Origin of the sequence: Lysinibacillus sp. LK3, assembly GCF_001043675.1 — a bacterium.
Lineage (GTDB): Bacteria > Bacillota > Bacilli > Bacillales_A > Planococcaceae > Lysinibacillus > Lysinibacillus capsici.
In genome coordinates this window covers 76,015-100,452 of the sequence record NZ_LDUJ01000015.1, presented here as the reverse complement: position 1 = coordinate 100,452, position 24,438 = coordinate 76,015, and the positions used below count along the sequence as shown (strand labels likewise).

Annotated in this window: 20 protein-coding genes and 1 other annotated feature; of the genes, 12 read left to right on the top strand and 8 right to left on the bottom strand. The window is 40.3% G+C overall.

The annotated features are described in order from the left end of the window. Positions 1-144 precede the first annotated feature (144 nt). Positions 145-891: an amidohydrolase gene (locus tag VK91_RS11585; RefSeq protein WP_016993628.1), complete on the top strand. Its 747-nt coding sequence runs from the start codon at positions 145-147 to the stop codon at positions 889-891. A gap of 57 nt (positions 892-948) precedes the next feature. Here the strand turns inward: VK91_RS11585 and VK91_RS11580 are convergent, their stop codons facing one another. Both VK91_RS11580 and VK91_RS11575 read right to left on the bottom strand, forming a co-directional pair. Then, positions 949-1,668 (bottom strand): metallophosphoesterase, encoded by a 720-nt coding sequence (locus tag VK91_RS11580; protein WP_048392870.1) that lies wholly within the window; start codon positions 1,666-1,668, stop codon positions 949-951. 129 nt (positions 1,669-1,797) lie between these two features. Continuing rightward, positions 1,798-3,402 (bottom strand): ABC-F family ATP-binding cassette domain-containing protein, encoded by a 1,605-nt coding sequence (locus VK91_RS11575; RefSeq protein WP_004230062.1) that lies wholly within the window; start codon positions 3,400-3,402, stop codon positions 1,798-1,800. A 600-nt stretch (positions 3,403-4,002) separates the two neighbouring features. Between VK91_RS11575 and VK91_RS11570 the strand changes: the two genes are divergently transcribed. The 5 genes from VK91_RS11570 to recQ all read left to right on the top strand — a co-directional run bounded on the left by VK91_RS11570 (position 4,003) and on the right by recQ (position 12,352). Further along, a complete protein-coding gene (locus VK91_RS11570) occupies positions 4,003-5,889 on the top strand; it encodes an FAD-dependent oxidoreductase (RefSeq protein ID WP_048392868.1) in 1,887 nt (628 codons plus the stop codon). An 80-nt stretch (positions 5,890-5,969) separates the two neighbouring features. Continuing rightward, positions 5,970-6,189, top strand: a binding site (T-box leader). A 44-nt stretch (positions 6,190-6,233) separates the two neighbouring features. After that, complete coding sequence (gene argS / locus VK91_RS11565) at positions 6,234-7,907, top strand: arginine--tRNA ligase (protein ID WP_048392866.1); 1,674 nt, start codon at positions 6,234-6,236, stop codon at positions 7,905-7,907. A 131-nt stretch (positions 7,908-8,038) separates the two neighbouring features. After that, positions 8,039-9,214 carry a CynX/NimT family MFS transporter gene (locus VK91_RS11560; RefSeq protein ID WP_048392864.1) on the top strand — a complete coding sequence of 392 codons (1,176 nt, stop codon included), beginning with the start codon at positions 8,039-8,041 and terminating at the stop codon, positions 9,212-9,214. 254 nt (positions 9,215-9,468) lie between these two features. Continuing rightward, positions 9,469-10,572, top strand: coding sequence for a hypothetical protein (locus tag VK91_RS11555; RefSeq protein WP_197078722.1), 1,104 nt, complete (start codon positions 9,469-9,471; stop codon positions 10,570-10,572). Between the two features lie 7 nt (positions 10,573-10,579). Next, entirely contained in the window at positions 10,580-12,352 is a 1,773-nt protein-coding gene (recQ, locus tag VK91_RS11550) for a DNA helicase RecQ (RefSeq protein WP_048392861.1), read from the top strand. Positions 12,353-12,413: 61 nt separating this feature from the next. Here recQ and msrA read toward each other — a convergent pair whose 3' ends face one another. Further along, positions 12,414-12,935 carry a peptide-methionine (S)-S-oxide reductase MsrA gene (gene msrA / locus VK91_RS11545; RefSeq protein ID WP_082148145.1) on the bottom strand — a complete coding sequence of 174 codons (522 nt, stop codon included), beginning with the start codon at positions 12,933-12,935 and terminating at the stop codon, positions 12,414-12,416. A 174-nt stretch (positions 12,936-13,109) separates the two neighbouring features. Here msrA and VK91_RS11540 point away from each other — a divergent pair, with 174 nt between their 5' ends. The 3 genes from VK91_RS11540 (at position 13,110) to VK91_RS11530 (ending at position 15,791) form a co-directional block, all read left to right on the top strand. Beyond that, positions 13,110-14,060 (top strand): LCP family protein, encoded by a 951-nt coding sequence (locus tag VK91_RS11540; RefSeq protein WP_048392859.1) that lies wholly within the window; start codon positions 13,110-13,112, stop codon positions 14,058-14,060. Between the two features lie 64 nt (positions 14,061-14,124). Continuing rightward, positions 14,125-15,324: an AI-2E family transporter gene (locus tag VK91_RS11535; protein WP_048392857.1), complete on the top strand. Its 1,200-nt coding sequence runs from the start codon at positions 14,125-14,127 to the stop codon at positions 15,322-15,324. A gap of 101 nt (positions 15,325-15,425) precedes the next feature. Beyond that, positions 15,426-15,791, top strand: coding sequence for a cupin domain-containing protein (locus tag VK91_RS11530; protein ID WP_048392856.1), 366 nt, complete (start codon positions 15,426-15,428; stop codon positions 15,789-15,791). Positions 15,792-15,846: 55 nt separating this feature from the next. Here VK91_RS11530 and VK91_RS11525 read toward each other — a convergent pair whose 3' ends face one another. Beyond that, positions 15,847-17,022 (bottom strand): aminotransferase class I/II-fold pyridoxal phosphate-dependent enzyme, encoded by a 1,176-nt coding sequence (locus tag VK91_RS11525; protein WP_048392854.1) that lies wholly within the window; start codon positions 17,020-17,022, stop codon positions 15,847-15,849. A gap of 232 nt (positions 17,023-17,254) precedes the next feature. Between VK91_RS11525 and VK91_RS11520 the strand changes: the two genes are divergently transcribed. Next, the gene (locus tag VK91_RS11520) at positions 17,255-18,136 is read left to right on the top strand and encodes an aminoglycoside 6-adenylyltransferase (protein WP_048392852.1); all 882 of its coding nucleotides are present in this window, start codon (positions 17,255-17,257) and stop codon (positions 18,134-18,136) included. A gap of 14 nt (positions 18,137-18,150) precedes the next feature. Continuing rightward, positions 18,151-18,966 (top strand): ATP-binding protein, encoded by an 816-nt coding sequence (locus VK91_RS11515; protein ID WP_048392850.1) that lies wholly within the window; start codon positions 18,151-18,153, stop codon positions 18,964-18,966. Positions 18,967-19,012: 46 nt separating this feature from the next. Here the strand turns inward: VK91_RS11515 and VK91_RS11510 are convergent, their stop codons facing one another. Further along, entirely contained in the window at positions 19,013-19,807 is a 795-nt protein-coding gene (locus VK91_RS11510) for an enoyl-CoA hydratase/isomerase family protein (protein WP_048392847.1), read from the bottom strand. A gap of 367 nt (positions 19,808-20,174) precedes the next feature. Between VK91_RS11510 and VK91_RS11505 the strand changes: the two genes are divergently transcribed. Beyond that, positions 20,175-21,050, top strand: coding sequence for a site-specific integrase (locus tag VK91_RS11505; protein WP_048392844.1), 876 nt, complete (start codon positions 20,175-20,177; stop codon positions 21,048-21,050). A 43-nt stretch (positions 21,051-21,093) separates the two neighbouring features. Here the strand turns inward: VK91_RS11505 and VK91_RS11500 are convergent, their stop codons facing one another. The 3 genes from VK91_RS11500 to VK91_RS11490 form a co-directional block, all read right to left on the bottom strand. Beyond that, positions 21,094-21,948, bottom strand: a complete 855-nt coding sequence (locus VK91_RS11500) for a transglutaminase family protein (RefSeq protein WP_048392841.1) — start codon at positions 21,946-21,948, stop codon at positions 21,094-21,096. A 61-nt stretch (positions 21,949-22,009) separates the two neighbouring features. Then, positions 22,010-22,975 carry an alpha-E domain-containing protein gene (locus tag VK91_RS11495; protein WP_082148144.1) on the bottom strand — a complete coding sequence of 322 codons (966 nt, stop codon included), beginning with the start codon at positions 22,973-22,975 and terminating at the stop codon, positions 22,010-22,012. Further along, positions 22,929-24,419 (bottom strand): circularly permuted type 2 ATP-grasp protein, encoded by a 1,491-nt coding sequence (locus VK91_RS11490; protein WP_048392838.1) that lies wholly within the window; start codon positions 24,417-24,419, stop codon positions 22,929-22,931. The genes VK91_RS11495 and VK91_RS11490 overlap by 47 nt, the downstream gene beginning before the upstream one ends. Positions 24,420-24,438: the final 19 nt, after the last annotated feature.

The following is a 24,438-nucleotide window of genomic DNA, read 5'->3' as shown; positions in this document are numbered from 1 at the left end:
ACGTTTGTTTTATCAACTTGAAAAGAGAAGAGGGAACTTAAGCTATTGCAAGTCAATAAGTTTTCCTTATGAGAAATAGCTAGAAATTCGTATTATAACTTATAGTTAGAGTATGGTAAATTCAAAGGAAAAGGGGGATAAATGATGCGAATCTTTGATGCACACTTTCATATCATTGACTTTAATTTTCCGATTATCGAAAATCAAGGTTATACGCCACCAAGCTATGTAGTAGAGGATTATCAAAAGGACACAGTGCGTCTCCAGATAGCGGGAGGCGCCATTGTATCAGGATCTTTTCAAGGATTTGACCAAGCCTATCTTTTAAAAGCATTGAAACAATTGGGTCCCACGTTTTGTGGGGTAACGCAATTACCTAATACGGTCACGGATGATGAAATTGTACATTTACATAACAATGGGGTACGGGCATTACGCTTTAATAGTAGACGAGGTGGTTCAGAGGATTTATCACAGCTAGAAACCTTTGCACGACGGGTTTATGATTTGGTGGGCTGGCATAGTGAATTATATATCGATGCGAAGGAAATACCGGAGATAGCCTCGACAATTGAAGCATTACCAGCCATCTCCATCGATCATTTAGGGTTGTCGGAAGAAGGGCTGCCACATTTATTAAAGCTTGTTGATAAGGGAGTACGTGTCAAGGCGACTGGCTTTGGTCGTGTGGAGCTGGATGTGAAGCATGCTTTACAAGCGATTTATAATGCTAATCCAGATGCCCTCATGTTTGGAACAGATTGCCCGTCTACTAGAGCTAAACGACCTTTTAATTATGGGGATGTGGAATTGATTCAACAGCTATTCGATCAACAGGCTGTTGATAAAATCCTCTACAAGAATGCGCTACAATGGTATTTTCAGCGTTGAATATAAAAAAGAATCCATGTTGGCATGAAAATGGATTCTTTTTTAATTATGACGGTACTAAGCATTTCGATAGTTGGCAAACATAATTTCATTATAATACTGATCTAATTGAGGCATACCTAGTTCTTTTGCGATCATTAGCTCAGCCTCTCGGTCATATGCTACTCTAATAAATTGGATGGCATTGTTTGACTGTGTTCCATCTAGAATGGCATAGGAAGCAGAAGTTAGGTCAAGTGAATTACCAACACTCCCTACATTACAAAGAATTCCTTGTTTATATGTATGTAAAAAAGTTGTATGGATATCGCCATAGAACACAATATCAGGATGTTTCTTGTAATGGCTTGAATTGGTTACTGCCGTATTCTCAAACATAGATAAACGCTTTTCAAGTGGATGATTTGGTAGGATACGTTCAAATTCACTTCTTGGAGACGCATGGAAAAATCTTATGAGCTGTTCATTTAATTCAAGATCAATATGGAAGGGTAATGACCCGAGATATTGATAGTCTTTTGCTGTTAATCGATCTTTAAACCATTGGAGAAAATCATTGTCAGTAGGGGATTGAATAAATACGTCCCAATTGCCTCGTACGACTTGTTCACAATTCTGTTGGATAAGTTCTATACAGGCAGAACCTTGAGGGCCCTTGCCGATTAAATCACCTAAACAAAAAATTCTGTCAATCTTTCTTAAGCGAATGTCTTTTAATACGGCCTCTAATGCCGTTTTATTCCCATGAATATCTGATATAATTGCAATTTTCTTCACGAAGATTACCCCCTCATTAATGCTATACTATATAATTCAATAAAAATCCTTTTAATCCTTTAAAAACCATATAAACACGAAAGACAAAATAATCCTCTACCCACTATGGGTAGAGGATTTTTGTAAAGCTTAGCTTAAGCCTTGGCTATCTTTCCACTCTAGGAATTCATCATATGTTAACTGCTTATCTAAAATAGAGCCGTCTTCACGGATTTCGATGACACGGTTAGCAATTGTTTGGATGAACTGATGGTCATGTGATGTGAAAATCATTGCGCCTTTGAAACGAATTAAGCCTTCGTTCAATGCTTGAATAGATTCAAGGTCAAGGTGGTTCGTAGGTTCATCTAATAAAATAACATTTGCTGTCGCAAGCATCATTTTCGATAGCATACAACGTACCTTTTCGCCCCCAGAAAGAACAGCAGGGGATTTCTTCACTTCTTCACCAGAGAACAGCATACGTCCTAGGAAACCACGTAGGAAGCTTTCTGTTTCATCGTCTGGAGAATATTGACGTAACCATTCTACTAATGTTTTTTCAGAACCTTCGAAGTACTTGTCATGATCGTTTTCGAAGTAGCTTTGAGATGTCGTTACACCCCATTTAAATGTGCCAGCATCCGCTTCTTTTTCTTCCATTAAAATATCAAGAAGTGCTGTTTTCGCCATTGGGCTACCAAGTAAAACAATTTTATCTTCTTTGTTCATCGAGAAGCGCATGTCCTTGAATAGCGTTTCGCCTTCATGACTTGCTGTTAGACCGTCTACTGTTAGGACATCGTTCCCAATTTCACGGCCGATTTGGAAGTTGATAAATGGATATTTACGGCTTGATGGCTTAATATCATCAAGCTCAATTTTATCCAGCATTTTTTTACGAGATGTTGCTTGCTTCGATTTAGAAGCATTGGCAGAGAAACGTGCGATAAACGCTTGTAATTCTTTAATTTTCTCTTCTTTTTTCGCATTTTGGTCTTGTGCCATTTTTTGCGCTAATTGAGAAGATTCATACCAGAAATCATAGTTCCCTACATATAATTGGATTTTAGAGAAGTCCAAATCCGCAATATGTGTACATACTTTATTTAAGAAGTGACGGTCATGGGATACAACAATAACTGTATTCTCAAAGTTAATCAGGAACTCTTCCAGCCACTGAATTGCCTTTAAGTCAAGGTGGTTGGTAGGCTCATCGAGTAATAGTACATCAGGCTGACCAAACAGTGCCTGTGCCAGTAATACTTTAACTTTGTCAGAACCTTCAAGATCGCCCATTAGCATGTAATGAAGATCATCGGAGATACCTAAACCGTTTAATAGTGTAGCCGCTTCTGAATCAGCTTCCCAACCGTTTAGCTCTGCAAATTCACCTTCTAACTCTGCAGCACGCATGCCATCCTCATCTGAGAAATCTTCCTTTGCATAGATAGCATCTTTTTCTGTTTTCACGTCATATAGGCGTTTATTCCCCATAATAACTGTGTCGAGCACTGTATGCTCATCATATTCGAAGTGGTTTTGTTTCAGGACAGATAAACGTTCGTCCTTACCCATCGATACATTTCCTTCCTGCGCTTCGATTTCACCAGAAAGGATTTTTAAAAATGTTGATTTACCAGCACCATTTGCCCCAATTAAACCGTAGCAATTGCCTGGTGTGAATTTTATATTTACGTCTTCAAATAGTTTACGATCGCCATAGCGAAGACCTACATTACTAACTTGAATCATGCAAGTTCCTCCTTTTTTCACAATGGCTCTAGTATAGCATGAAATATGTTCCATAGTCTATAAACATTATTAAATCAAGGTTTGGCGTTCTTTCCACATTTTTTGTTAAACATAAACTGAATAAAGATACAATAAAAAATTTAAATTTGGTGTAACTTTCTTTGAGAGTGAGGCGTCTATATTGTAGTGTGATTAACTATTTTTGAAAAAGAATAGAAAAATGACATCATTTACCACGGGGATTTTAGTTGCTTATTCACAAAGGTTTCGTCTAAAATGATTCTGACTGTTTATATATCAAGTAAATCATCACTGGTGCCCACAAGCCCATCCCCGTTTTGAATGCCAGCTATTCGTGGCTCTTTCATTTATACTAGATAGATGTTGCTAAAGTTAGACTAAAAACATCACAATCCTCATAAATGATTTCATTCATTTATCTTGATGATAATTTCATATAAGAATGCTGTAAGCTAAAGAATTATTCGTTTGTGGTAATGATATGCTATGCCTGCGTTCAACTAGGACATTCAGCCCTTGTGGCGGGAATGATGATTAAATAAACACATCGATGGAAATTTTAACAATTGGAGGTATATTATGGGTAAGGGCTTATTATGGACAGCCACTTGTGTAATAGTAGTTTTAGTTGGGTTTGGTAGCTACTATTTTATTAAAGAAATAACAAACTCTATGGCATACGATAAATTAGTAGATGAGTATAAAAAGCCAGAACCAATTGAACATATAGAGGAAGAATATGATGTTATTGTCATCGGTGGTGAGCCAGAGGGAGTGGCTGCGGCTGTGGCTGCTGCTCGAAATGGTGCGAAAACATTGCTGGTCGAAAAACGACAAGAGTTAGGTGGATTATTTACATATGGTATGCTGAATTTCCTCGACATTCCTCGTGATGGCCATAACAACTCGATTAGTGAGGGAATATTTAAGGAATGGCATGAGCTTGTTAGAGGGAATGACGCTTTTGGCATTGTAGGTGCTAAGGCAGCCTTTAAAAAGCTAATCGATGAAGAGCCCAACTTAACGTTATCCGTGCAAACCGAGGTTGTGAAAGCAAATGTCAAACAACAACAATTAACGTCTGTGGAATTAAAAAATGAGTACGGTACATATGTTGTGACGGGGAAATCATTCATAGATGCTACACAGGATGCTGATTTTGCTGCCTTGTCGGGCGTTCCTTTCTTTGTGGGCGGAGAAGATATTGGCATAAAGGATAAGCGTATGGCTGTGACTTTAATGCTACATTTAAAAAATGTCAATTGGGATGAAGTCAAAAAAGCGGCTAATTCCGGTGTATTTGGCGGTGCTAATTTAAATCATACGGTGATGTGGGGCTTTACAAAGCTACATGATGAATACAAGCCATTACAAGAGGGTACAAGATTACGAGGGTTAAACTTAGCTCGTGTAGATGATGAATATTTCATCAATGCCTTACAGATTTTTGGTATTGATGGCTTGAATGAATCCTCAAAACAAGCGGCGATTGTCGCTGGGAAGAAAGAAACGTTACACATTCTAAAATATTTACAAACAAACTTCCCAGGGTTTGAAAAGGCTGAAATTGTCAGCTATCCAGAAGAGCTCTACGTCCGAGAAACGAGACATATTTGGGCAGAGTATCAATTACCAATGGCAGACCTGTGGAAAAATAGTGATCAGTGGGATAGCATTGGCATTGCCTCTTATCCAGTCGATGTGCAAGCGCAAACGCCTCATGATTATGGCTATGTGATCGCTGCACCAAAGCAATATGCTATTCCTTTCCGGTCGTTAGTACCGAAGGATATTGATGGCTTACTGGTTGTCGGACGCTCTGCTGGTTATTCATCACTTGCAGCTGGTAGTGCACGTATTGTTCCAACAGGGATGGTGACAGGTGAAGCGGCTGGGACTGCGGCTGCTCTTGCACAGAAGCACGATGTAACCTTTAGAGACATGAGTAAGGATAAATCATTAATCGCTACATTACGCAAGCAATTAGCTAAACAAGGTGCCTATGTTGATTCATTTTCAATTGAGTATCCATATCAAGGAGAATGGTATGATGAAGCCATTCAAACCCTCATTAATTACGGCCTTGTTGTGGGCGGCTATGATAATGACCTAAAAGTAGACAGTAAGGCGACGAAAATAAAGTTTGCTAAAATGTTAAAAGAGAGCATGCAACGTGCTGGTGGAGAAAGTGCAGCAGGAATGAAGGACCAGCTCGAAATTGTCATCAATAAAGTTTATAATCAAGGCGATGAAGCTATTGAGCGAGATGAGCTAGCTCAATATTTGGCTGACGTCCTCATGGGTGAATCCAATGCGACTAGCTGGGATACATTAGTAGAAAAAGGAATTGTCACGGAGAAAGTAGCGAAGAAAGTCTCTGATAATAAGAAATTAAAATTAAAAGAGATGTATGCGATTATGGCTGATGTGATTCATTATGTAGAAAAAAAACGTTCCTCCTTGTGAGGAGCGTTTTTTGCTGAAACGGCAACGTAAAAAAGGGTTGACGCCAATTAGAAAGTCCTGTAATATATGTCAAAATCATAAAAAATTCGATGAAAAAGAGAGTAATTGATGGAATGACTGGCAAGCGAGTTAGGGATGGTGGGAGCCTAATGCAGGAACCATGAATGAAGCGCACTTTGGAGAAGATTCTCGAACAAATAGTAGAGAATAGCGGGGCGTCACCTCGTTAACAACGGAAAGTGGTCATGTGACATGGCAACTAGAGTGGTACCACGGGATTATCATGCTCTCGTCTCTAATTATAGAGGCGAGGGCTTTTTTATTTGAACAGGAGGAGGAGCAAAATGAATCAACAAATCGCCGACAGTATAGCAGTCACATTAAAGCAGCAAATAATAGGAGAGGACATATTGTCATTATTAGAAAAACCCAAAAGCTTGGAGCTAGGGGACGTAGCCTTTCCATGCTTTACTCTAGCAAAAGTGTGGAAAAAATCACCGCAGAGTATCGCGGCACATATAGCAAGTCAATTAAATCATGACAGTATCGAGCGTGTGCAAGCTGTTGGTGGCTATGTCAATATTTTTCTTGATCAACAAAAGGTGACGCAACAGGTGTTACGCAAGATTCTGCGCGACAAGCAACAATATGGTACTACGCCAACAAAGATGGGAACGGTCATCTTGGATTTTTCCTCTCCTAATATCGCCAAGCCTTTCTCGATGGGACATTTACGTTCAACGGTCATCGGTAATGCCTTAGCAAATATTGCAGAAAAAAATGGCTATCAAGCCATTCGTATCAATCATTTAGGGGACTGGGGTACACAATTTGGCAAGCTTATTGTTGCTTATCAGCTTTGGGGTGATAAACAAGCTATTTCGGCTTCCCCGATAGAGGAGTTATTAAAGATTTATGTGAAGTTTCATGAAGAGGCCGAGCAAGACCCAACGCTCAATGAACAGGCTCGTGCCGCCTTTAAAGCATTGGAGGACGGTAATGAAGAGGCGCAGGCATTATGGCAATGGTTCCGAGATGTGTCATTCATAGAATTTCAAACAATATATGAGCTATTAGGAATTCATTTTGATGCCTTTATAGGTGAAGCCTTTTACAATGACAAAATGCCGTCCGTTGTAACAGAATTAAAAGAAAAAGGGCTCCTCGTGGAATCAGAAGGTGCGTATGTTGTGGAGATGGAGGAGATGCCTCCATGTTTAATAACGAAAACGGATGGAGCCACGCTTTATGCGACGCGTGATTTAGCAGCAGCCCTGTATCGCCAACAGCACTACCAGCCCCAAAAGATGTTCTACGTTGTTGGCAATGAGCAGTCCCTCCACTTTAAACAACTTTTTCAGGTCATCGAAAAAATGGGCTATCCTTGGGCAAAGAATCTGCAACATGTGTCATTTGGCATGATGCTGAAGGATGGCAAAAAAATGTCGACGCGTAAAGGCAAAGTGGTGTTATTAGCAGATGTACTAGCAGAAGCTATAACGACGGCACAGCGTAATATGGAGAAGAAAAACCCTTCTCTATCTAACAAAGAGCAAGTCGCAAAGCAAGTGGGGGTTGGAGCGGTAATTTTTAATGATTTAAAATCCCATCGTCTCAACGATATTGAATTTTCAATCGAGCAAATGATGAATTTTGAAGGCGAAACAGGGCCATATGTACAGTATACATATGCACGTATTTGCTCTATTTTAGATAAAAAGAAAGCTCCGACTCAAGATATGCTATTCAAATCTTTAGGAGAGCAGGCTTGGCCGATTATTTTATTACTAGAACAGTTTCCTAAAACGGTAGCTATGGCTTTTGAGCAGGCTGATCCGTCCCAAATAGCGAAATATGCCTTACAACTGGCACGTTTATTTAATAAATATTATGCACAGTACAAAATATTAGTAGAAGATGAACAGCAAGCATCCCGTCTTGCATTATGTCAGAGTGTTGCTATTGTTTTAAAAGAGTCATTAGCCTTATTAGGTATTGAATCACCTGAAAATATGTAAGAAGCCTTAGCCATGTAAAGGGTAAACTGTCCAATCATTGACCAACCATCGAAAACATGATAAAAGGATAGAGGAATCCATGCAAGCTTTTCATAAATGAAGGCTGCGTAATAACAGAGGGGATCAAACAATTGGTTAAAAAACATTGGACATTATCACTCACCTTCGTGGTGATTAGTATATTTTTTGTCGCTCTTAATATGAGGCCAGCTGTCACGGGAATAGGACCGCTTTTTAATGTCCTCATGACATCCTTACATGTCTCGAATACAAGCATGAGCTTTCTCACAGCTATCCCCGTTTTTTGTATGGGATTATTCGCACCTTTGGCTGTCCCGCTTCAGCGAAAAATGGGCACGAAATCAGCTATCACCCTTTTAGTGGCCATCCTTGTCGTCGCGAATGGGCTACGCTTTTTCCAAGCAAGCTATCTCTTGCTTATCGTGACAAGCTTTGCGGCAGGCTTAGCAATTGCAATGATTGGTCCTATTCTAAATGCTTATATTAAGAAAAAGTTTCCAGAACGCTTTACGACAGTAGTCGGTATCTATTCATTCGGTATAGGCGTAGGGGCTACTTTAAGTGCAGCCTTAACCGTGACTTTTTATCAGAGTTTCAGTAATAGCTGGACAATCGCCCTTGGTATGTGGTCAATCCTTGCTATAGTTGCTCTCGTTATCTGGTTAGCGGCAATTCCATCCGAACACAACGAGCAGCTCCAACAAGTAACTACGTCAGAAGAAATCCGTAATCCGTGGACATCTAGACGTGCCTGGGTAATTTTACTGTACTTTAGTTTACAAACATCACTCTTTTTCTCAATCATGTCATGGCTTACGCCGCTATTGCAGGATAAAGGCCTGTCATTAGAGGCATCCAGTGCCATGCTAACAATTATGTCTATTGTACAAATGATAGGGAATATGGCGGTACCAATTCTCATGGAAAAATGGCCAAGTCGAATGGCTTGGCTACTAGTGTTTAGCTTTGTCGGCGTGATTGGATTTATGCTACTCTGGCTGACAGCGGGTATTTACCTATGGCTGGCTGTTTTATTAATTGGCATTGTGCTAAGCGGGCTATTTCCAATCGGACTATTGCTGCCTCTTGATGAAGCCAAAAATGATCAGGAGGCCACTAGTTGGTCATCTATGGTGCTGGCAGGTGGCTTTATGGTAAGTGCCATTATCCCCATTCTAATAGGCGTTTGCTATGACCTAACGGGCAACCATACATGGACGTATCTGATCTTTGTATTATTAATGCTCGGCATTCTAGTAACGACAGGACTATTAAGAAAAAAATGATTGTAAGAGACATGTGTCAGGTTGCACATGTCTTTTTATGTGAAAATTATTTTGAGGGTATAATATCCTTCCATCTTCACAGCAAATTTTGTCTTCCATCAATATTAATGGGTAGAAAGAAATGACTTTAGGGAAGTTGCTGCATTTTTCTAATATTAATTTTCCAATAATAATATTATGTAAACTTGAAACATTACTAGTCCTTGATTATGATAGAGAAGAGAGAATGTAGAATAGAAAGTTTTGGTGAAGGTATGTATAAAAAAGTGCTCATTTTAGGAGCGGCAGCTTTTCTGGTAGCAGGCTGTGACAGTCAAATAGGGACAGGATGGTTTCAAAATAAAAAGGCAGAGGTGGAAACAGAGGGAGCTGTGACGAAGCAACAGGAAAAAATTGTCCCAGAGGTCAAAGTGATTGGAGAGTATGGTGTTGGAGCAGGCATTATTATCAGGCAGCAGGATGATCAACTGTATATTTTAACGAATGGCGCACTAGTGGCATCCAAACCAACTGCCCTTGTTCAATTTGGTCAAGACAAGCTGGTAGTAGCGACTATTCATGTCATGTCAACAGCCTATAATATGGCCCTGCTACGAGTAACCTATCAAGCGGATGTGCAAGTGCCTAATTTATATGAAGGTGAGCTAAATCAGCTAGCTGTTTATGTGAATGGCTTACCCTATACAATTCAAAAATACCAAGATAAAGTAGCGGCTTATTATATAAAAGCGGAACAATCGATACCTCTAGGAAGCCCTGTCATGGAGGCTGAAAACGGAGCCATTGTCGGATTATATGTTAATCGACAACAGCAAGGAGCATCGCAGCCATACATATTGCCTATAAAGGAATTCCAAGCATCCATCGATGAATGGATTGAGGAGGGCATGACAGCCAGTGTACGACTTTCCCAATCGAAAAATTTATACCCCTATATTGAGCAAGGGGATAAAGAAGCTGTACAGCAAGCAATCGAACAATATGGAGAAAATATATTTGCGTATAATACCGATGAAATTATGCTATTTTTAGATATGTTTCACAAGTATTTAAAGGGGGCAGTGACAACCCAGGATGCAAGTGTTTTGAAACCGATTGTCGGGACAGAGGCTATACAGGAAACCTTGGCAAGTATGGTTGCCTATTATGCTTCCAAGCAAGCCAAAATTCATTTCTCAGACACGGATATTCAGGCAATTCGCGTAGAAGGGCAGCGTCTTATCGTACAGGCTAAAACGGAATATATCCTGACGAATGCTGCTGGACAGGAGGCACTTGCCTACTCCAACATGTTGTATGAGTTAGAAAAAAATGAACAGGGCGAGTACAAGCTACTTGGTCTCACAAACAAGGAGTGAATTTTGCATGGACCAAGCTAGACAAATGCTACAGCATCATTTTGGCTATGATACCTTTCGCCAAGGACAAGCCCAGATTATTGAACAAACATTACGAGGGCAGTCAAGTCTTTGTGTCATGCCAACAGGTGGAGGGAAATCCATTTGCTATCAAATTCCAGCGCTAATGCTTGAGGGGTTAACCATCGTGATTTCGCCACTGATTTCACTGATGCAAGATCAGGTGGAGGCTTTACGTACAGCAAATATTCCAGCAGCCTATATTAATAGTACGCTGACGGCACAGGAAGTGGATGAAACCATGCAGCTTGCTAGTGCGGGTTATTTAAAGCTCCTCTATATTGCACCTGAACGACTGGAAAGTACTACGTTTCTTCAAGCATTGTCGTATTTATCTGTCCCATTACTTGCGATTGACGAGGCTCATTGTATATCGCAATGGGGGCATGATTTTAGACCAAGCTATCGTTCGATCCACAAGCTTTTTACGCTATGGCCCCAAAAACCCACTGTTTTAGCGCTGACAGCTACTGCAACGCCAACGGTTTGTGATGATATTCGTCAATTGTTAGCGATTGATGAGCAGGCAACGGTCATGACAGGCTTTTCACGTGAGAATTTGGCACTTTCGGTGTTAATTGGTGAAAATAAAGAACGCTATGTAAAAAATTATGTTCAACAAAATAAACAGGAAGTGGGCATCATTTATGCAGCTACTCGAAAAGCTGTGGATGCCATTTATGATGTGCTGAGTCGCTCTGGTGAAGACGTTGCGAAATATCATGCAGGTCTATCAGAGAATTTACGAATGGCTGAGCAGGAGCGGTTTTTAAAAGATGAGGCACGTATCATGGTGGCAACGAATGCTTTTGGTATGGGTATTGATAAAAGTAATGTGCGCTTTGTGTTGCATTATCAAATGCCTCGTAATATGGAGAGCTATTACCAGGAAGCGGGCCGTGCTGGCCGAGATGGTCTGCCAAGTGCTTGTATTTTATTGTATGCTTCAGGGGACGTTCAAACACAGCGTTTTCTTATCGAACAGTCACAGGATGAGGCTCGTATTACACAGGAGCTAGCTAAACTACAAACAATGGTCGATTATTGCCATACTGAGGGCTGCCTACAGAATGCGATTTTAGCGTATTTTGGAGAAGTTGAGGAGGAGCCATGTGGGCGTTGTAGTAACTGTATTGACGGGCGAGCAGTGACAGATGTGACAGAGGATGCGCAAAAGGTGCTGGCCTGTGTTGTGCGTATGGGACAAAAATTCGGGAAGACCATGGTGGCACAGGTGCTAATTGGCTCTAAAAATCAAAAGATCGCTGAATTTGGCTTTGCCCGTTTATCGACCTATGGCATTTTAAAAGGACAATATACCTCAAAGGATGTCTCCAACTTTATCGAATTTTTAATTGCAGAGGGCTTGCTGGCCGTGAAGCACGGTACATTCCCTACAATTTATGTATCTGCTGAAGGCAAGGAAGTGCTGCTTGGCAATCGACAGGTCATGCGTAAGGAAGCTGTTACAGTGAAGAAGCTGGTGGATAATGATCCATTATTTGAACACTTACGGGTATTACGCAAAGAGATTGCCGACGAGGAAAAGGTCCCACCATTTGTTGTATTTTCTGATAAAACGTTACGTGAATTATGTGATAAGAGACCAACTGTACTGGAGGATTTACGACAGGTGAGTGGTATAGGCGAAGTAAAATTTGAGAAGTATGGTCAACGCTTCTTTGACGCACTACAATCGTTTTTAGAAGCCTCTGTTTAATAAATTTGTTGCTATTGTATAAAAGAGAGGTGTCCCACAAGCTGGAGACACCTCTTTTATATTATTTTTCCCAATGCTTTGCAATGAACGTATCACGCCCAGAAATGGCACGGTCTTGCTGATAGTGTGCTGTCTCTTTTTTATAATAATCCTGGTGATAATCCTCTGCTGGATAAAAGCGTTCAGCATCGCGAATTTTGGTTACAATAGGTTTATCAAAGCGTCCGCTATTGGCAAGCTTTTCTTTCGATGCCTCTGCGATTTGCTTTTGCTCATCTGTATAGGTAAAGATTGCTGTAGTATAGGATTCACCACGGTCATGGAACTGTCCATACGCATCTGTCGGGTCAATTTGCATCCAATAAATATCAAGGAGCTGCTCATAACTAAAAATAGCAGGGTCGAATTCGATTTCGACTACTTCTAAATGACCTGACGTTCCTTTTTTGACATCTTCATAGGTTGGGTTTTCTAAGTGGCCACCCATATAGCCTGAAGTGACTTTATGTATACCGTCCCACTCGACAAATGGCTTGACCATACACCAAAAACAGCCGCCAGCAAATGTCGCTTTTTCTATCATTTGAATCATCCTTTCTTTTGTGAAAATATTATAGCATTGTTTTACGCCAAACTGTGCAAATGGGTGTAAAATAACGTTTAGATAGAAAAACATGGAATAGATCCTTTTTATAATGAAACTTTCTAGCTAATCAATCGTTACATTAACTATATCAAAATAGAGGAGTTAGTTGTTATGGAAGAGCAAGATTATACGAGACGCTCCCAACGTCCTAAAAAGCGTCGATTACGTAAAGGGAGAGCATTTTTTACACTATTACTATTGTGTATTATTGTGATTGTGGGCTATTCTGTCATGCAATATCGCAGCGGACTTGAATTAGCCAACGACACCAAAGTTGCACAGGAGGATTTTACGGGTGATAGCATCAAAGGGGATATCGAAAACTATTTGATTTTAGGGGTCGATACACGTGGAGAGGAAAAATCACGGACTGATACAATGATGGTATTATCCTGGAATAAAGCAAACAACGACATTAAACTCGTATCCTTTATGCGCGATATTTACGCGGATATTCCAGGCTATCAATCCTATAAGCTTAATACAGCTTACTACCTAGACGGTGTTCAGCTATTAAAGGATACATTGACAAATATGTTTGGCCTACCGATTCATCACTATGCACTAATTGATTTTAAAAACTTTGAATCCTTAGTGGATATTTTAGCGCCAAATGGTGTGGAAATGGATGTTGAAAAGGACATGTCTGAAAATATTGGGGTAGAGTTAAAGCAAGGCGTTCATCGTTTAAATGGACAGGAGTTACTAGGTTATGCGCGTTTCCGTCATGATGCAGAAGGAGATTTTGGGCGTGTTGCACGTCAGCAAAAAGTGATTGAGGCATTAAAAACAGAGTTATTAACGCCTACGAATATGTTGCATTTACCAAAATTTGTTGGTGCGGCACAGGGCTATATCACAACAGATTATTCATCTACTGAGGAAATGCAGCAAGTACTTAAATTGCTATCAAAGGGCAAGGTAAACATTGAGAAAGCAACCATCCCTATCGAGGGTAGCTATCAATTCCAAAACTTTAGCCATGCGGGCGATTCTATTGTCATCGATGTGGAGCAAAACAAAGCCTTTTTAAGTGATTTTTTAGGTATTTCACTAGAGTGATGTTTCGCAAAAACCAGCATTATCCTGTAATATAAAGGGAGAGCATTTGGATTGGGGTGGATATATGGAAAAAGAGAGACCAAAAGAGCGTTCAAGCCTGTTAGCAACCAAGTTTATTCGTTTTTTAGGTGGTAGAAACCTATTATTTACACTGGTAATTTTATTACTGGTGGCATGTGTTATTTTTATGTTTAATCAAGTTTCCTTTATCTTTACCCCGCTACAAGTTTTATTTGAAGTAGTCATTTTACCAGGGGTACTAGCCGTCATTGGTTACTATTTATTACGCCCATTGCTGGCGATTCTAGTACGATGGCGCATTCCAAGAATATGGGGTATTTTAATCCTCTATATTGCGGTCATTGGTGTCATTACGTTACTTGTGGTGCTAGTCTATCCGTTTTTACGCGATCAGTTCACGAATTTAGCACAGGAATTCCCAGAGTACTTCATGGCATTTACACAAAACATTGTAGAATTCCTAAATCATTCACGTTTTAATGAGTACTTAGATAAAATTAGTTTTAATTTTGATGAAGTTTTGAATAACTTCACAACGGATATGGTAAAAACAGTGAAGGATATGGCGACCAATGTAGCACAGGGTGTGGCATCTGGTATTACCGGCTTCCTTTCAACGTTAACAGGTATTGTGCTATCACTTGTAACGGTGCCATTCATCCTGTTTTATTTACTAAAAGAGGGCGAAAAATTACCGAAATTTATGCTGAAAGTGTGCCCACCACGTATGCGTAAAGAGGTAACTGACATTTTCCATGACATGGACAAGCAAATTAGTTCGTACATACAGGGACAGATTTTAGTATCCATGTGTATTGGGGCAATGGTAACGATTGGCTTCTTAATTATTGGCATGAAGTATGCTTTATTGCTCGGCTTCCTTGCCATGATTACAAGTGTGGTGCCCTATTTAGGACCCGTTATTGCGATCACACCAGCAGTCATTATCGCTCTTGTTACATCCCCATTGATGCTGATTAAGCTGGCAATTGTATGGACAATCGTTCAGTTAATCGAAGGAAAGTTCATTTCACCGCAAATTATGGGGAAATCACTCAGTATTCACCCGATTACGATTATCTTTGTACTATTAACGGCAGGCTCGTTATTTGGTGTCCCAGGCGTTATTTTAGGGATTCCGGGCTATGCAATCTTTAAGGTACTTGTCACGCATTTATTCAAGCTCTTTAAGCAGCGCTATAATCGCTACGAAGATGACGTTCATCAAAAATATGATATCTAATAAACGACCAGCTACTGCTAGCAACGCAGTAGCTGGTTTTTGCTGTAGAAAACGGCATTATGCTATTCTAGTAGTAGAGTCAAAGCAAGGGGGAAAAGGAAATGGCATACATACCGATTAATTTTCAAGAGAAACTGGCTAAATTTCAAGAGCATTGGTCTCCAAAGGTCATTGCTGAAATGAATGATTATCAATTCAAACTCGTCAAAGTTCAGGGGGATTTTGTTTGGCATAAGCATGAGGATACGGATGAGGTATTTATCGTCCTTGAGGGGCAATTAATCATCGAATTCCGAGATGGCCAGGTAAGCTTGCGTGCAGGAGAGATGTTTGTGGTCCCACGCAATGTGGAACATAAACCCTTTGCAGCTTCGGAGTGTAAAATTCTGCTTGTAGAGCCAATGGGTGTCGTGAATACAGGTGAGGAGCAATCAGAGCTTACCGCTGAAAATGATGTGTGGATTTAACCATCATAGAAAAACCCTTCCAACAAAATGTTAGAAGGGCTTTTACATTGACTAATTATTGCTTTGCTAATAATTGTACTTTTGCTAAGCGATCCACGGCTTCTTGTAGAAGTTCCTTTGGTTGAACTAATGCTAAACGTAAATAGCCTTGTCCAGCTGTACCAAATACGGTTCCTGGAACTGTGACAACGCCTACTTGTTCAATCAATTGAAAGGCTAATTCTGTGCAATCGATAGCATAGGGATATTTAGCCCATACGAACATTCCACCATCAGAGGGTGCGGCTTCCCAGCCTAAAGCTTGTAAGCCATTCATCAGCGTTTTATGGCGCTCTGAGAAAGTGGCACGTAAGCTTTCCGTAATTTCCTCTGCGTTATCCAGTGCTACGACAGCCGCATCCTGGATAGGCTCGAAAATACCAAAATCTAAATTTGATTTTAATTGCTTAATAACAGCGATCATTTCTGCATTTCCTGCGATATAGGCAATACGTGTTCCAGCAAGGCTAAAGCTTTTAGAGAGGGAGTTAATCTCCATACCGACCTCTTTTGCTCCTGGTGCAACTAGGAAGCTAATAGGGCCATCTCCCGTAAAATAGAACTCTGAATAGGCAGCATCATGGAGGACGATGATATTATACTTTTTAGCAAAGGCGATGACTTTTTCAAAGTATGCTAATGACGGCATCGCTGGTACAGGATTTCCTGGTAAGTTTAAAATCAATAACTTTGCTTTCTGTGCAATTTCTTCTGGTACAGCGTCTAAATCAGGTAAATAATCGTTGTCGGCTGTTTGAGGCATGTAATAAGGTGTTGCGCCAGCTAAGTGAATCCCTGCGTCATACGCTACATAAGCTGGGTTTGTGGATAAGACGATGTCTCCTGGATCACAAAAGGCAATTGGTAAATGCACTAAGCCTTCTTGCGAACCAATTGTTTGAATAATTTCTGTCGCGGGATCTAGATCAACATTACTACGACGCTTATAGTAGCGACTCACCGCGTCATAAAAACGCTGTGTGCCAGTCAGTGTATAGCCATAAGATTCGGCTAAACCTGCACGATAGGAAAGATGCTCACGTATTTTGGCATGTGGAGGAAGATCAGGGCTGCCTAAGCTTAGGTCAATTAAGGTCATGCCCTTTGCTTGCTGCTCTCGAGCAAAATTTTTCAAATCTCCGAAAATTGCTGGTGTAAATAATGACATTTTTTTAGATGGTACGATTTTCAAAACTAGTACACTCCTTGTAGTTGTATAACAGAATAGTAGTTCACATTTTATCATACTGAAGCGCAGAAAGGGACAGATATTCTGAAAAAAGAAAATATTTATATAATGGAGAGGATGTGTGCATAGACTAGCGAAAAAAGATTTTCTACCATTGGGAGAAGCTACTATAAATTCCTTCAAAGAGGAAAGTGTATTATACTATGTATAAAGCTTTTCAGGTGGGGTGAGTCTTATGAGAACAGAGCAAGAAATGTATGATTTAATCCTAGCCACTGCACAACAGGACAGTAGAATTCGTGCTGTTTACCTAAATGGCTCAAGAGCAAATCCGAAAGTACCAAGGGATATGTTTCAGGATTTTGATGTTGTGTATGTCGTAACAGATATAGCCTCTTTCTTACAAGATGATAAATGGATTCAAGTATTTGGTGAGCAGCTGATGGTGCAGGAGCCTGATCGATTGGATAAGGGGCTTGGCTTGGACAAAGACTTTTCTTATAGCTATACATATTTAATGTTATTAAAGGATGGGCATCGCATTGACCTTCGCTTATTATCGACACAAGCTATGCTGGATGAATATGGACAAGACAAACTGACAGTCCCTTTACTCGATAAGGATCAGCTTTTGCCATCTATCTCTCCATCTTCAGATTGTGGCTATCATATTAGTCCACCGACTGTGGGGCAATTTGCCAGCTGTACCAATGATTTTTGGTGGTGCTTACAAAATATAGCCAAGGGCATTTGGCGAGATGAGCTCCCATATGCCAAGCAAATGTTTGAGGAAACGACAAGGCAGTCCTTACATCAAATGCTTAATTGGTGGATTGGTCAGCATCATCATTTTCAGATATCTACAGGCAAAATGGGAAAGTATTTAAAAAACTATGTGCCAGCTAATTATTGGGCATTGTACGTAAAAACCTATGCCGACGCTGATTATGCTAACATGTGGAATGCCCTGTTTGCGGCATGTACACTCTTTCGAAGCATCGCAAAGGAGGTTGCCCATCACTTCCAGTTCTCGTACCCTCACGAGGATGATGCTCGTATGTCAGCCTATTTGAAGCATGTATGTACATTACCACCAGATGCGAAAACGATTTTGTAAGGGGGAAGAGGGCATTGAAGGTTTATTCATTAAGTGGACCAAGCGGCACAGGCAAAAGTACAAGTGCGCTGGCCTTTGCCCATAAATTAGGGGTGGAGGCCATTGTTGATGATGGATTACTCATTGTGAATGGCGTCAGAGTGGCAGGTCTTTCTGCTAAATTCGAAAAGAATACAATTACTGCTGTACGACGTGCCATTTTTACAGATCCAGTTCATCGTGAGGCTGTCCAAAAGGCGCTAGCTCATCATCAGGTACATTCTATTTTACTGATAGGTACATCGACTAAAATGACGAATAGTATTGCCAAGCAGCTAGAGCTGGGTCCGATTGAACACTATTATAATGTAGAAGATGTCCGTTCATTGAAAGAAATTCAAAAAGCACGCTTTATCCGTCAAACACAGGGCAAGCATGTTATGCCGATTCCATATAGACAAGTGGAGCAAAATTTCTTTAAACGATTGGTGCAAAAGGGCATGGAGATTTTTTCTTCGAAACGAGAAAAAATCGGGGAAACGACGATTGTACGTCCTGATTTTCAGCGGGAATATATAGAAATCAGCAAGCATGTTTATGTACAGCTACTGACATACTGCTGTAGCCAACAGGCATTTGTACAAAAGGTCGAGCAAGCACAATTTGTGCTAGGGGATCAGGTTCAAGCTATCCTCACTATTCAAGTAAAGCTGCCGATCGATTATCCATTAGCAGCGCGTTTAGTGGAATTACAACAAGCTGTGCAACAAGATTTTTATCTACATTTTGGCTATGAATTAGATGCTATTCATGTACATGTAAAAACGGCTTTGCAAAAGAAAAAAGCGTAAAAAACAGGTACTCCGCTCGCACGTTGGCGTTAAGAGTACCTGTTTTTTATTTAGGCTGGCGAGTGAACTGTGGCTGGCGTTTTTCCACAAAGGCACGACAACCCTCTGCGAAATCACTGCCTACAAATGGTGAAGAGCCTTGCCATAAGGTCGGCGCACTATCGAGACATTCTTGAACAGATTGCTTCACGGCAAGTAAGGATTCAGGCGACATTCCTGCAACCAACTTACCCATTCGAATCATGTATTTATTTAAATCTTTTTCAGCTACTAGGTAGTTAAGCATTCCAAGCTTGAAGGCTTCCTCTGCTTTAAACATTCGACCTGTAAAGACTAAATCCTTGGTTGTGGCAGGGCCAACAAGCTGAACTAAACGCTGTGCAAATTTGTTATTTAAGGTGATTCCTAATTTACCGACAGGAATGCCGAGCTTGGCTTTTTCAGAGCCAATGCGGATATCGCAGGCTAAGGCTAATTCCAAGCCAGCGCCCATCGCAGGCCCATTGATGACGCCAATCGTTGGAATCGGGAGGCGCTCAATGGTAGAAATGGTTTTTTCCATATGTACAAAGGCTTCTTCAGCTTGTTCAAGAGAAATGGCATTGAACTCTTTAATATCGGAGCCCGCTGTAAAGTTTTGGCCAGAGCCTCGTAAAATTAGTACTTTATTTTTCGGATTATCTAATACTTGTAGGGCAATTTTGGCTAATTGATCCCACATGTTTGCGGTTAATGCATTTTTTGCTTGTGGTCGATGAATCGTAATAATCGCTAGTCCAGCTGTTTCTTGATAAATAATTTTCGCATCTTCTGCTTCCAGTCGAGTCGTTTTTACTTGCATATCGGAAAGCCTCCTACATGTTAGTGTCTATCTTTATTATATAACACAATTAACCATAAACACGAAATGATACGAATTTTCATATAAAATTGCATTGTTATACAAGAATGTAGGGCATAGTAAGCATTTATTGTACTACAACAGGGGAGCGGAATTTACTATTGTAAGAAAGCAAAAATTATGAGAAACTACTTTAAGAACATATGTTTCTTCATTACGTAAAGGGTATTTGAATGGTAGAAGCGGGTTCCTGTTATAGAAATACAGATTATCCGACATTACAATATGATAAAATGCAGTTGAACCTACGCACCCAAAATATAGTAAAATATAAATAACTCACGCAAAGTAGACAAGGAGGGACGATTTGATTACACTCAGGGACGCATGGAATAGCTACTATTTATTGCTACAATCTTTGAAAAAAAGTCCTGCCACAAAAAAACAATACAATATGGATGGACAGCAATTTTTAACTTTCGCCCATAAGCAAAACTACTTGTATGTAGATCATCAATTGAAAAATTTATTACAGCTCTACTGCGACTATTTAAAGGAAACCTACAGTAATATCAATACTTTTAACCATAAAATAGCGACATTACGAGGCTTTGTAGACTTTATTTTTTTACGAGAATGGGTGGAGCCTTTTGATTATCAGCATCTTTTACAGCCGAAAAAAAGACAAAAAGAGACACTGCAAGCACTGACAAATAAGCAGATCATGCAAATTGCAAACGTATGGCCCACCTATTTTCAATATGCTAAAACAAAGGAGCATGCATGGCTGGCAAGACGCAATGGCTGTATCGTTCAAGTGTTGATGGAAACAGGTTGTAAGCCTGCCGAGCTCGTTCGCATGAAATGGACACACTTTAATGAAGAAAAAGCGACTCTTTTTATAGCCAACCGAAATGGACGTCGAGAAATAAAGTGTTCACCGATCCTCATGGACATGCTCGCACAGTATAAAAAAGAGACGACCAATTTACATGAGCAAGAGGTAGGGGAATGGGTTTGGGTAAGCGAGGCAAGTTTAGCGAAGCCGATTACTACGAAAACAGTTGAACGCATTTTTCAAACGATGTCACAAGATATAGGGAAGAATGTAAGAGCCACTGACTTGCGTTATACTGTGATGCAACGGGCGTTTCAACAGGAAAAAACGCTGGAGCACATTCAACAAGAAATGGGCTATGTACGGAAATGGGTGCTAACAGAAAGACAGCAGCGCCTAGAATAAAAGCGTGCAGTAATCGCGATTTATCACCATTACTGCACGCCTTTTATAAATGATTCAATGCTTTGACATTTACTTTGACTGTTAAATCATGCTTGCCTCCTGTATATACCCCTTCCACAGGGCTAATGTCACTATAATCGCGTCCAATACATAAAATAATATGGTTTTCTAATACTTCCACATTATTTGTGGGATCAAGACCGATCCAGCCAATACCTGGAATCATGACTTCTACCCAGGCATGTGTAGCGATATCTCCGATGAGGGCTGAGTTTTCATCGACATATAGATAGCCACTGACATAGCGAGCTGGTATTCCTTTCGCCCGTAAAACAGCAAGCATGACATGGGTGAAATCCTGACAAACACCCCGTTTTAATGCAAATGCCTCACTTGCTATTGTAGTTACATTGGTCGCTGTCGGGTCATACTCAAAGCTAGAATATAAATACTGCATTAAATTAAGCGAAAAGAGCACAGGATTTTCAGCATGACCGATCGCATGATAAACTTCCTCTAGCTGCTGCTCTGTCATAAATGTAAAATGTGTTGCTTTTAAATACGGTAAATAATGCTCATAGAATAGCTGTGAGTGAAAGATGGTCTGCATTTCTGGCGAATATTGAATACGATGAATAAATGGTGCACGCTGAATACTTACAATTGAAGATGTATGAATTTCTAGTATTTGATGTTGCTCTGGTATATAAAAGGAACCAACAGTATTGCCCCAAATATCCGTATGCTCACGGGTTAGGGAGGATGGCGTTATGGCAATTCGATAAGATAATAATCGCTGACGCTCATCGCTACGTGGCTTTAAACGAATAGTATTCAAGCTTTGATCGACTTCAGACTCATATTGAAAAATATTTGTATGCTGAATTTCAAATTTCATCGTGTCCGCTTCCTTCTGCTTACTGACTTGCCTGTTGAAAGGGAGCTGTGGTGAATTCCTTTCAAGGTTGTACGCTGGGTTCATATAAATGATAGATTGTCGAAAAGGCATCACTAAAAGCCATACATTGAGACAATCTTTCCTCCATCATTTTTAGGGTTTCCTCAATAGTCATTTGCCAAAAATCGATATGATCGATTGCAAGAACCAGGCTACTAATATCCGACTGAAGCGTTAAAAATCGTGGGGATAAAGAATCATGTTCAATAGCCGTTATGGCTTCTTCTATTTTCTTTACACAGAACATCACAGAACATGGGAAATGCGCATCTTGGACTAAATACCGAATGACCGTTAGTAAATTGGTCTGGCGATGCTTCCGCATGAAAGATTCTCTAGCTGCGGAAAGATCCAATAAAAAGGTACCATCATCCTCTAACAGTGACGTACCTGTTCGCTGCTGTTGTTCTACGATTATCACGATCATCCGAATGGTTTTTTCTGCTCGTTCAAGCCATTTGCCGACCTGCATAAAATAGAAGGGAAGATCGCGATCCATCGAGCCCTCAATTAACCCTGTCTCCATCCATAAAGTCTTTCGTACATCCTGTAAAAAATCTTGAAGGGCAATGAGTGGAATCGGTCGTTCTCTTTTTAGTATGGACTGTTGCTTTGTTAAATAAAAGGAATTTTGAATTTCCCAAAGTTCCGTTGGCATACTATCACGTGTAACTCGTGCATTTTCCCGAATAGCACGCAATGTGGCATGAAGGGCATTGCCATTTTTCTCAGAAAACAGAAGATAATCAATCAAAGGGTTAACACGAATCGTTGTGTAATTTGCTAAATACTCCTCCTTAGAGGCACAAATATTTAAAACAGCCTCCCAATGATCAATATAATCATGTTCTTGCCCAGATTGCTCCAACATATTCAACAGCTGTACCTGTAATATATGTGCATTTGTTTGTGTACGTTCACTATAACGTGCCATCCAGTACAACGCGTCGGCTACTCGACTTAGCATGCTGCAATTCCTCCTTTAAAATCCACGTATCCTTTGCACCGCCCCCTTGAGAGGAATTCACCACAAGAGACCCTTCTTGTAGTGCCACTCTGGATAATCCACCAGGCAACACATAGCAATCCTCACCCTTCATGACATAGACACGTAAATCAACATGGCAAGGATAAAATCGCCCATTCTGGAAGGCAGGTGCTCTGGACAATTTAATCGTTGGTTGTGCAATGTATTGATAGGGCTGTTCAACAATTTTTTGCTTAAATAAAGCAATCTCTTCCTTACTCGCATGTGGACCAATTAACATGTCATAGCCACCAGAGGCTCCTACATTTTTAATAACGAGCTCGTGTATATGCTCTAGCACCCATTCACGCTGACTGTCATCTCCTAGATGATAGGTTTTCACATTCGGTAGAATAGGTTCTTCCTGTAAATAATAGCGAATCATCTCAGGCACATAGGCATACATTGCTTTATCATCTGCCACTCCATTCCCAACAGCATTCAGGATGGATACATGACCTGCTTGATAAGCAGCCATTAAATGTGGAACACCTAATAAAGAATCCTCACGAAAGACAGTAGGATCTAGAAAGTCATCATCAATCCGCCGATAAATAATATCGATTTGCTGTAGGCCATAAATGGTTTTCATATAGACCTTCAAATCCTGTACAACTAAATCACGGCCCTCGACGAGCTGGATGTTTAAATGCTGGGCTAAAAAAACATGATCGTAATAAGCAGAATTGTACATGCCTGCTGTCAGAAGTACAGCTTTAGGCTCTCTTTCTGCTTGCATGGAAGGTGGACGATGGGCAAGAAGTGCTTTTTTCATATAAGCCATTTGTTTATCAAGAGGTCGAATCGTATGCTTGGAGAAAAATTCAGGGTATACTTCCTTCATCACATCCCGATTTTCAAAGACATAGGAAATGCCGGAAGGGTTGCGTAAATTATCTTCGAGTACATGATAATCACCTTTTTCATCCCGAATTAAATCAATCCCTGCTAAAAATATATGATTCGCAATTGGTACTTGAAGTCCTCTCATGGTTGGTTTGAAATATGGATTATTTTCAACAAGCTGCCTCGGAATAAGACCGTCCTGAAAGATCTTTTGCTGTCCATAAACATCCTGTAAAAATTTGTTGAGTGCCTCCACGCGCTGCTTGACACCTGCTTCAATCATGGCCCATTTGGTTTGAGGAATAATAATTGGGACACAATCAAAAGGCATGGTACGTTCTGTTCCATCTTGTGCACCATATACCGTAAAAGTAATTCCTTGTCTGAGAAAGCTCGCCTGCGCTTGTCGGTATTTTTCTTCAAGTTGCTCCCGCGAAAAAAAGGTTAGCTTATGATGAAAAGATCGATAATGAGGCTTTGGCTTATTGCCATCAAACATTTCATCGAAAAACAGACTAGAATCATATAAATTCATCATATGGATCGCCTCCGAATTC